The sequence below is a fragment of the Jatrophihabitans sp. genome (assembly GCF_051960575.1).
GTDB lineage: Bacteria > Actinomycetota > Actinomycetes > Mycobacteriales > Jatrophihabitantaceae > JBQCEE01.
Map to the genome: position 1 here is coordinate 1 of NZ_JBQCEE010000430.1, position 9,025 is coordinate 9,025.

Below are 9,025 nucleotides of genomic sequence, written 5' to 3' on the forward strand. Positions count from 1 at the left end.
AAGGGGTGGGGGGCGATCTGGGGGTCGTTTCGCGTGTGGGCGTTTGGGCGGGCGGGCTAGTCGTACTTTTTCACCCCCATCGTGGCCGGTTTTTCGCCCTGTAACCGCGACGCCTCGCGGGCGGGTCAGGCACCAGTCGGGGACGCAGCCGCGAAGAAGGTCCCTGTGCGGTCCGGCCGATCGGCGCGACGGTGGACCCCGGGTGGTCACGGCGGAGGGGGAATCATGGACGGCGCAGACGGCGGCGGACCGACACGCACGACGGCGTTCCCCGGATCGCAGGGGTCGATGTGGGCGACCTTCCTCGGCGAGGCCGTGCGTCGCCATGTGAGCGATCTGGCGATCGTCGCGCTCACCTTGCTTTTCACGCTCGCCGTCGCCTTCGCCGGAGTGGTCGTGCTGCGCGGTACGTGACGCCGCCACCGCCCCGGTGGCTGAACCGGGCGGCGCGGCGGGCCAGGTGCCGGCGGTGGTCGTAGGCGCGCGGCGCAGGGGCGACCGCGGGCACGGCCGCGCGGTAGAACCAGCGCTTCGCGACCTCGATGCACACGAGATAGGCGACGACCATGCCGGCGAGCGCCGCGTAGTAGCGCCCCGGTAGCGCGCGGAAGCCGAGGGTGTGGGCCAGTGGTGTCGCGGGCAGCACGGCGCCGACGACCACCGTCGTCAGCGCCGTGGCGGTGATCGCCACGCTCGGGTGGCTGCGGGTGAAGGGCACCCGGCGCGTCCGGATCACGAAGATCACCAGCGTCTGGGTGGCCAGTGACTCGACGAACCAGCCCGAGCGGAACTCCGGTGCGCCGGCGTGCAGCACCTCGAGCAGCAGGACGAAGGTGATGAGGTCGAACACCGAGCTGAGCGGGCCGAAGACGAGCATGAAGCGCCGGATGAACCCGATGTCCCAGTGCGACGGTAAGCGCAGCTGCTCCTCGTCCACCCGGTCGGTCGGGATCGCGAGCTGGCTCGCATCGTAGAGCAGGTTGTTGAGCAGGATCTGTGCCGGGAGCATCGGCAGGAAGCGCAGGAACAGCGACGCCGCAGCGGCCGAGAACATGTTGCCGAAGTTGCTCGACGTCCCCATGAGCACGTACTTGATCGTGTTCGCGAAAATCCGGCGCCCCTCGACCACGCCGTCGGCGAGCACGTCGAGGTCCTTGCGCAGCAGGATCACGTCCGCGGCGTCCTTGGCGACGTCGGTCGCCGACTCGACCGAGATGCCGACGTCGGCGGTGTGCAGGGCGAGCGCGTCGTTCACGCCGTCGCCGAGGAACGCGACGCCGCCGCCCGCGTGCCGCTGCACGCGCACGATGCGCGCCTTGTCCTCGGGGCTGACCCGGGCGAACACGGTCGTGCGGGCGATGGCCGCGGCCAGCTCGGTGTCGTCGAGCCGATCCAGGTCCTGCCCCGTCAGCGCGGACGCGTCGCCGAGGCCGAGTTCGCGGCACACCGTGGCGGCGACGGTCGGGCTGTCCCCCGTGACGACCTTGACGGTGATGCCGAGACCGCGCAGCCGCTCGAGCGCCGCCGCGGCGTCGGGCTTCGGCGGGTCGAGCAGCACGAGGAAGCCCTGCAGGGTCAGGTCGCGCTCGTCCGCTGCCACCGGCGGTCCCGGGTGCGTGGCCGCCCGCGTCGCGACGGCGACGACGCGGTTGCCCGCGCGGAACTCGGCGTCCAGGGCGGCTCGCGTCTCGGGCGCCACCTGCGTGCAGCGCGACAGGACGATCTCGGGCGCCCCCTTCGTCACCAGTGTCGGCGCGACGTCGGGCCCGCGGACGGTCACCGACACGAGCATGCGGTCGTGGTCGAACGGCAGTACGCCGAGGCGGGTGTACGCGCCGAGCTCGGCTCGGCGCGCGTGCGACGCCGGCGACTCCCACAGCGCCCGGTCGAGCGCGTTCCCGCCGATCCCCGCGTCGACCGTCGGGTCGGTCTCGGTGCAGAGCAGCCCCCACCGCAGCACGTCGTCGCGATGGGCACCCGGTGCGGCCACCGCACGCATGAACTCGGTGCGGCCGACCGTCAGCGTGCCGGTCTTGTCGGTGAAGAGGACGTCGACGTTGCCGAGGTCCTCGATGCACACGAGTCGTTTCACCAGCACCTGGCGGCGGGTCATCCCGCGCGCGCCGGCGGCGAGGCTCGTGGACACCACCGCCGGCAGCAGCTGTGGCGTGATGCCGACCGCGATGGCCAGCGAGAAGAGCAGGGCGTCGAGCACGGGTCGGGCGAGCACGACGTTGATGACGAAGATCGCCGCCGTCAGCGACAGCCCGACGTACACGAGCAGCATCGAGAAGCGGCGCAGGCCGAGCTGGAACTCGGTGTCGAGGTGGTGCGTGCTGAGCCCGGCGGCCACCCGCCCGAACTCGGTGCTCACCCCGGTGGCCACGACGATGCCCGTCGCCGAGCCGGCATGCACGATGGTGCCCATCAGGGCGGCGCAGGCCAGCTCGGCCAGCGGCGCGTCCGCGGCCACCGGCTCGACGCGCTTGCCGACCGCGACCGCCTCGCCGGTGAGCACCGACTCGTCGCACTCGAGACCGGTGACCGCGAGCAGCCGCACGTCCGCGGGGACGATGTCGCCGAGCCTGAGCTCGACGATGTCGCCCGGTACCAGCGCGGTGACGTCGACACGCACGGCGGCGCCGTCGCGCAGCACGACGACCTGGTGCCGGACGCGGTCGTGCAGGGCCTCGGCGCTGCGCTCGGCGCGGTACTCGTTGACGAAGCCGAGCCCGACCGAGACCGCGACGATCACGCAGATGATGACGGCGTCGCTGCGCTCACCGACGAAGGCCGAGGCCACCGCGCTCGCGACGAGCAGGCCGAGCAGCGGCGAGCGCAGCTGGTGCCACAGCACCGCCGTCCACCGCGCCCGGTGCGACGCCACCGAGTTCGGGCCGACGAGCGCGGTGCGCCGGGCGACCTCGCCCGCCGGGAGGCCGTGCACCGCGTCGGTGGCGAGGTGCCGCAGCACGTCGTCCGCCTCGGACGACGCGGCCCGGGCGATGGCGAGGCCGTCGGCACGCGCGGCGGGCGACGCGACGCCGGTCGCCACTGCCGGCACCCGCGTCCCGGTCACGGGCAGAGGTTCGCGTGGCGGGTGCTGAGCACCGTGCGCGCCGCGGCGACCAGTCGCGCCCGGGTCAGCGACCCGCGGGCCACCGCCGCCGTCTCCGCCGCCACGACCCGCCGGAACATCGCGATCGCCGCAGCGGGCGTGCCGGCGGAGTACAGCACCAGGTCGGCGCCGGACCGGATCGCCCGCACCGCTGCCCGCGGCACGCCGAACCCGGCGGCCGAGACGGCGCCGGCGCTGAGCGAGTCGGTGATCACGAGCCCGCGGAAGCCGAGCCGGCCGCGCAGCACGCCGGTGATCGCGGCCGGTGACAGCGTCGCGGGCAGCCGCGTGAGGCCGGGCACCACGGCGTTCGCGACCATCACGGCCGGCGCGCCGGCGCGGATCCCGGCGACGAACGGCGGTAGCCCGATGCCCTGCAGCCGCGCCCACGGCAGGGTGCGCGCGGCACCCTCGTCGGTATTGCCGGTCGCGCCGCCGAGTCCCGGGAAGTGCTTCAGCACCGGCGTGACGCCACCGCGCAGCAGGCCGCGGGCGAAGGCGACGCCGTCGCGGGTCACGACCGCGGTCGAGCCGCCGAACGAACGCCATCCGTCCGGGTCGGAAGCGCTCGGCGGCACGTCCCGGCCGTCGACGTCCACCACCGGCGCGAGGTCGGTGTCGACACCGGCGGCCGCCATGCGACGCGCGACGGTCGCGACCCGGCTGGTGATCTGCGCGGTCGTCCAGGTGCGCGCCATGTTCCTGGGCCAGGGCAGTGCGCCGACCAGGTTCGCCATGCGCTGCACGCCCCCGCCCTCCTCGTCGGTCAGCACGGTGAGCCCGACCTGCCCCACCGCGACCGCGCGCAGCGAGGCGAGCCGCCGACCGAGGTCGGTCGGCGCGGACGAGCCGAAGAGGATGACGCCACCGGCACCTGCGGCGACGGCCGGCCGGACGGCGTCGACCGCCGTCTCCTGCGCCGGCACGACCACCGTCTGCGCGGCGAGCCGCCACGTCGGCCAGGCCCGTTCGTGGATGCAAGCTGCCGTGCCCGCGCGCGCCGGCGACGGACGCGGCGTCGGCGTCGGCGTCGGCGTCGGCGCGCTGTTCGGCGCCGCCGTGTGCTGCGGCCCGGTCGTCGCACTCGGCGCGCCGCACGCGGCCAGCGTCATCGTGAGCGCCACCAGCAGCGCGCTGCGCCTCGTCATCAGACCGCCGATCCGTAGGTGAGCGCCTCCAGCACTGCGATCCGCTCGGCCAGCGGCGGGTGCGTGTCGAACAGCCGGTGCACCGCCCCCGCGTGATGCTGCAGCGGGTCGTCGATGCACAGGGCCGCCGTGACGTGGTTGATCCGTTCGGACGGCACGTCCGAGGCCTGCAGGGTGCGCAAAGCGCGCAGCAGGCCGATCGGATTGCGGGTCAGCTCGACCCCGCTCACGTCGGCGAGCGACTCACGGCGCCGCGACACCGCGAAGCGGATGAGCGGCCCGACCACGAAGCCGACGATGGCGAGCAGGGCACCGGCGAGCAGCAGCACCGCGGTCACCTGCCCGGCGTCGCGTCCACGGCCCCGGACGAAGAAGGTGCTGCGCCACAGCATGCTGGCGAGCAGGCCGGCGAGGCCGATGAGCGTGGTCACCACGAGCAGCAGGCGGGTGTCGTAGTTGCGGATGTGGCTCAGCTCGTGGGCGAGCACGCCCTCGAGCTCCTCACGGTCCATGACCGCGAGCAGCCCGGTGGTGACCGTGACCGCCGCGCGGTCGGGGCTCGTCCCGGTCGCGAACGCGTTGGGCGCCGGGTCGTCGACCACGTAGACGGCGGGCATGGGCAGGTCGGCGCCGACGGCCAGTGCGGCGACGACGTCGTTCAGCACGGGGAACCGGGCGGGGTCGGACGGCCGCGCGCCCGCGACGGCGAGCACCAGTCGCGCTCCGGACAGCACCGAGAAGGCCGCCGCCAGCAGGGCGGCGAGGGTCGCGATGCCGACACCGGTGATCGCATCGTCGTCGGCGACACCGGCAGGGCGTCCGGCGAGCACCGCGACGAGCCAGCCGATGAGCCCTCCCACGCCGGCCCAGACGACGACGAACGCCACGACGCAGGCGATGCTGCGCCGTCGGTTGCGGGCGATCTGCTCCTCCATCGCGTCCGCTCACCGCGGGCCGGGTCGCGGCCGGCCGGCGTCGAACGACACGTCCGGCGCTGCCCGGTCGGCGCCGGCGGCCTCGAAGTAGCCGACCGGCGCGAAGTGCAGGGCGCCGGCGATGAGGTTGCGCGGGAAGGTGAGCAGTGCGGCGTTGTAGTCGCGCGCGCTCACATTGTAGTGGCGGCGAGCGAACTCGAGCTTGTCCTCGGTGGCGGTGAGCTGCTCCTGCAGGTCGCGGAACGCGCCGACGGCCTGCAGTGCCGGACAGTTCTCGGCCACCGCGAACAGCGAGCGGAGTGCGGTCGACAGCGCGTTCTCGGTCGAGGCCACCCGCGTCGGGTCGCCGGACCGTCCGGCGGCCACCGCGTCGGCGCGGGCGGCGGTCACCGTCTCGAACGTCGTGCGCTCGTGCTCCGCGTAGCCCTGCACCGTCGCGACCAGTCGCGGCACGAGGTCGTGCCGCCGTTCGAGTTCGACGTCGATCTGCGCCCACGCCTCGGCGGTGCGGGCGCGCCTGCGCACCAGCCCGTTGAACAGCAGCACCGCGAGCAGCGCCACCAGGACGAACACGCCCAGCACCACCCAGACCGCCGTCATCCGCCCGCACCCCCTCCGCGCGTCGACGCCGACGCTAGGCAGCACGGCGGCACCCACCCACGGCCGAACGGCACGTGCTCGCCCCGCCCCGTCCCGGGCAGGTCGATGCCGCACGCCTGACCGATCGGCCGACACAGCACCCGTCGTTGCCGTGACACCGTCGTGATGTCTTGATCGAAAACACTTCAGGACGCGGCACCCGCTGCCGAACGTGTACCTGTCCGCGCTCGAACCCCGACGGGCGTGTTGATCGACTTGGAGTTCCACCCTCGTGTCTGCGTCCCGCCGACTGCTGCTCACCCTTGCCCTGCTGCTGACCACCACGTTCGCGTCCTGCGTCCCCGCCGCCGTCGCGTCGACCGCGACGCCGAAGGTCAACGCACTCGACGTCCCGATCAACGGCGGCTGGACCGCCCGCCAGGAACAGCGCATCGACGCCACATTCAAGGCGAAGGCCGCGGCACTCGAGTCGGTGGCGATCGCGCCGCGGTCGGCCACCTGGACGGCGGCCATGGGCCGCTCGGCCGCGCGCCGGGCGACGGCCTGGCTCGGCCTGCCCTACTCGTGGGACGGCGGCAGCCGCACCGGTCCGACCTACGGCGCCTGCTACTCGGGAGACGGTGGCGGCGGCGCGATGGACTGCCACGTCTGGGGGTTCGACTGCTCCGGGCTCGCGCTCTACGGCTGGGGCCCGTACCTGTCGTTGCCGCACTTCGCCGCCAGCCAGCACGACGTCGCCGGGCGGTTCCACCCGAACATGGCCGAGCTCGCGCCCGGTGACCTGATGTTCTTCTCCCCCGGCCCGAACGCCCAGATCGGGCACGTGGTGATGTACATCGGCAACGGCACGGTGGTGCAGGCGTACGAGTCGGGCCACCCGGTGGTGACGACGCCGCTGCGGTACCTCGCGGTCGGCACCTACCGCGGCGCGACCCGGCCGATGTCGCTGCGCGCCGGCGCGGCGCCGGTCGTGACCGGCCTGTCGGCCACGTCGGGCCCGACCGGCGGCAGCACGGTGACGGTGCTCGGACGCAATCTCAGCGACGCGACCTCGGTGATCGTCGGCGGCGTGACCCGCTATACCGGCTACCGCGTCGTGTCGTCGACACGGGTGACGATCACGCTGCCCGCCCACGCCGCTGGACGCGTGCACCTGCGCGTCGCCGGGCCATGGGGCGTGTCGCCCGCGTCCGGTGCCGATGTCTTCAGTTACGGCGGCACGGCCCCGAAGCCCACGCCCACGCCCGCCCCGACGCCCCGGCCGACCCCGACCCCGACCCCGACGCCGCGCCCGACGCCGGTGCCGACCCCCACGCCCGTGCGGACGCCGATCCCGACGCCGATCCCGACGCCGCCGACCAGCGGTCACGGCCTCGCACCGGTCGTCTCGGGTCTCTCGGCGACGACCGGTCGTACCGGCGGGCGCGAGGACGTGACGATCACCGGCCAGAACTTCACCGCGCAGTCGACGGTGACCTTCGGCGGGATGCCGGCGCTCGAGGTGGCGCAACTGTCGCCGACATCGCTGCGTGTCGTCACCCCGGCGCACGCGGCCGGGCGGGTGAACGTCCGGGTCACCACGGCGGGCGGCACCTCGACCACCGGCGATGCCAACGCCTTCACCTACGTTGCGGCGCCGACGATCACCGACGCGACGCCGGCGTCCGGGCCCAGCAGCGGTGGCACGACGATCACCGTCACCGGCACCGGCTTCACGGCCGGGCCATGGGTGGGTGTCGCCTTCGGCTGGCACTTCGGCGGCAACGTGCACGTGCTGTCGGACACGGTGCTCACGGTGACCACGCCTGCCGGCTCGCCGGGCGTCGTGCCGATCACCGTGATCACCCACTACGGCGCGAGCAGCAACCACCTCGCCTTCACCTACACCGGCTGACGCCCTGCGCCACCTGCGATATCTTGATGTCAAGAGATCGGAGGCGCTCCATGGCGATCATCGGGTTCGACCACGTGCAGGTCGCCATCCCGCATGGCGGCGAGGATGCGGCGCGCGCCTTCTACGGCGGCGTCCTCGGCATGGCCGAGGTGCCGAAGCCGGCGGCCCTCGCCGGCCGCGGCGGCTGCTGGTTCGTGGCCGGCGCGGCGGTGCTGCACCTCGGCGTCGAGACACCGTTCGCCCCGGCCCGCAAGGCACATCCGTGCCTGCTCACCGACGACCTGCAGGCGATGCAGCAGCGGCTCGAGGCCGCCGGCCACCAGTGCCTGCGCGCGGACGGCGAGATCCCCGGCGTGCAGCGCTTCCACACCACCGACATGTTCGGCAACCGCCTCGAGTTCCAGCAGGCCTGAGCCGACCGGACGGCCGATCAGCCCAGCTGGAACTCCGCGGCAAATCCGCAGACGACCTCGTAGACGTCGGCAGGGTCGGGACGCCAGTCGTGGTCGTGCGCCACCTGCCACACCGCGCAGAACATCTCGTCGGTCCGTAGCGCGGGGCTCGTACGCCACCGCAAGACGGCCTCGACGTCGCCCTCGTTGAACATCTGGTGCCGCTGCCCCGGCGCCACCGAGAACGACGTCCCCTGCTCGGCCACGAACGTCTCCCCGTCCCGGACGACCGTGAGCGCCCCGGTGAGCACGGTGAACTCCTCGGTCTGCGACGGGTGGTGGTGCACGGGAGGCCGCGGGCCGTGCGGAGGGTAGGTCGACTCGACCTCGACGTAGGCACCGTCGGTCGAGGCCGCCGTCGCGGTGAACGTCGTGCGGGTACCACTGGCAGGGTTCTCCAGCACGAGACCTGGCTCCGGACGCATGACGCTCAACCCTGTCCCTTCGATGTCACGACGGTGATCAGGGCGGCATCGTCGAGTGCCACGTCATGCCGTGTCAAGACCGCTCGTCGCATGCAACCGGGCACACCGACCGCGCCGAGGCGGTCGATGCGCTCGACCCGCCGGGATGGTCATGCTGCTGATGCGGAGACGTCGTTCTCGGGCGGTCGATGGCGTCGGCCCGCCGGGTGCGACGACAGCACCCCTCGCTCGGGGCGCGATCAGTCGAGGTCGGGGTCGTTGTCGGTGTCGATGCCGGTGAGGTCGGTGGGGTCGAGGCGGCGGCGGAGCCGGTTGAACCTGGGTGCCCGTTCGGGGTCGAGCCAGGCTGGTGGTCGCCAGCCGACCCTGCCGTTGACCATGACCGGTTCCCAGCCGTGGGTTCGGGCCCAGCGGTGGTGGAACACGCAGGCCAGGTGCCCGTCGTCGACGCTG

8 protein-coding genes and 1 pseudogene are annotated in these 9,025 nt (G+C 73.4%); 3 read left to right on the forward strand and 6 right to left on the reverse strand.

Annotation, left to right across the window (positions count from 1 at the left end; all coding sequences use genetic code 11):
• Window positions 1-225: 225 nt before the first annotated feature.
• Window positions 226-414, forward strand: coding sequence for a hypothetical protein (locus ACTHMS_RS24175; RefSeq protein WP_440309209.1), 189 nt, complete (start codon window positions 226-228; stop codon window positions 412-414).
• Here ACTHMS_RS24175 and mgtA read toward each other — a convergent pair.
• The 4 genes from mgtA to ACTHMS_RS24195 are packed head-to-tail and all read right to left on the reverse strand — an operon-like array spanning window position 365 to window position 5,801.
• Window positions 365-3,079 carry a magnesium-translocating P-type ATPase gene (gene mgtA / locus ACTHMS_RS24180; protein ID WP_440309210.1) on the reverse strand — a complete coding sequence of 905 codons (2,715 nt, stop codon included), beginning with the start codon at window positions 3,077-3,079 and terminating at the stop codon, window positions 365-367. The two genes, ACTHMS_RS24175 and mgtA, sit on opposite strands and share 50 nt — an antisense overlap.
• A complete protein-coding gene (locus ACTHMS_RS24185) occupies window positions 3,076-4,266 on the reverse strand; it encodes a glycoside hydrolase family 3 N-terminal domain-containing protein (protein WP_440309211.1) in 1,191 nt (396 codons plus the stop codon). The genes mgtA and ACTHMS_RS24185 overlap by 4 nt, the downstream gene beginning before the upstream one ends.
• Window positions 4,266-5,201 (reverse strand): M48 family metallopeptidase, encoded by a 936-nt coding sequence (locus tag ACTHMS_RS24190; RefSeq protein ID WP_440309212.1) that lies wholly within the window; start codon window positions 5,199-5,201, stop codon window positions 4,266-4,268. Before ACTHMS_RS24190 ends, ACTHMS_RS24185 begins: the two co-directional genes overlap by 1 nt.
• 9 nt (window positions 5,202-5,210) lie before the next feature.
• The gene (locus tag ACTHMS_RS24195) at window positions 5,211-5,801 is read right to left on the reverse strand and encodes a LemA family protein (protein ID WP_440309213.1); all 591 of its coding nucleotides are present in this window, start codon (window positions 5,799-5,801) and stop codon (window positions 5,211-5,213) included.
• A gap of 271 nt (window positions 5,802-6,072) precedes the next feature.
• Between ACTHMS_RS24195 and ACTHMS_RS24200 the strand changes: the two genes are divergently transcribed.
• Both ACTHMS_RS24200 and ACTHMS_RS24205 read left to right on the forward strand, forming a co-directional pair.
• Window positions 6,073-7,695 carry an IPT/TIG domain-containing protein gene (locus ACTHMS_RS24200; protein ID WP_440309214.1) on the forward strand — a complete coding sequence of 541 codons (1,623 nt, stop codon included), beginning with the start codon at window positions 6,073-6,075 and terminating at the stop codon, window positions 7,693-7,695.
• A gap of 50 nt (window positions 7,696-7,745) precedes the next feature.
• Window positions 7,746-8,108 (forward strand): VOC family protein, encoded by a 363-nt coding sequence (locus tag ACTHMS_RS24205; RefSeq protein ID WP_440309215.1) that lies wholly within the window; start codon window positions 7,746-7,748, stop codon window positions 8,106-8,108.
• Between the two features lie 17 nt (window positions 8,109-8,125).
• On the opposite strand, the gene ACTHMS_RS24210 is transcribed toward ACTHMS_RS24205, so the two are convergent.
• Both ACTHMS_RS24210 and ACTHMS_RS24215 read right to left on the reverse strand, forming a co-directional pair.
• Window positions 8,126-8,572, reverse strand: a complete 447-nt coding sequence (locus tag ACTHMS_RS24210) for a cupin domain-containing protein (RefSeq protein ID WP_440309216.1) — start codon at window positions 8,570-8,572, stop codon at window positions 8,126-8,128.
• 239 nt (window positions 8,573-8,811) lie between these two features.
• Window positions 8,812-9,025, reverse strand: a pseudogene (locus ACTHMS_RS24215) (hypothetical protein); the annotation flags it as partial.

What these genes read in the sequence shown, in the direction of transcription:
- ACTHMS_RS24175 (WP_440309209.1), top strand. Translation starts at nt 226, where the DNA reads ATGGACGGCGCAGACGGCGGCGGACCGACACGCACGACGGCGTTCCCC.
- ACTHMS_RS24185 (WP_440309211.1), bottom strand. Translation starts at nt 4,266, where the DNA reads ATGACGAGGCGCAGCGCGCTGCTGGTGGCGCTCACGATGACGCTGGCC.
- ACTHMS_RS24190 (WP_440309212.1), bottom strand. Translation starts at nt 5,201, where the DNA reads ATGGAGGAGCAGATCGCCCGCAACCGACGGCGCAGCATCGCCTGCGTC.
- ACTHMS_RS24195 (WP_440309213.1), bottom strand. Translation starts at nt 5,801, where the DNA reads ATGACGGCGGTCTGGGTGGTGCTGGGCGTGTTCGTCCTGGTGGCGCTG.
- ACTHMS_RS24205 (WP_440309215.1), top strand. Translation starts at nt 7,746, where the DNA reads ATGGCGATCATCGGGTTCGACCACGTGCAGGTCGCCATCCCGCATGGC.
- ACTHMS_RS24210 (WP_440309216.1), bottom strand. Translation starts at nt 8,572, where the DNA reads ATGCGTCCGGAGCCAGGTCTCGTGCTGGAGAACCCTGCCAGTGGTACC.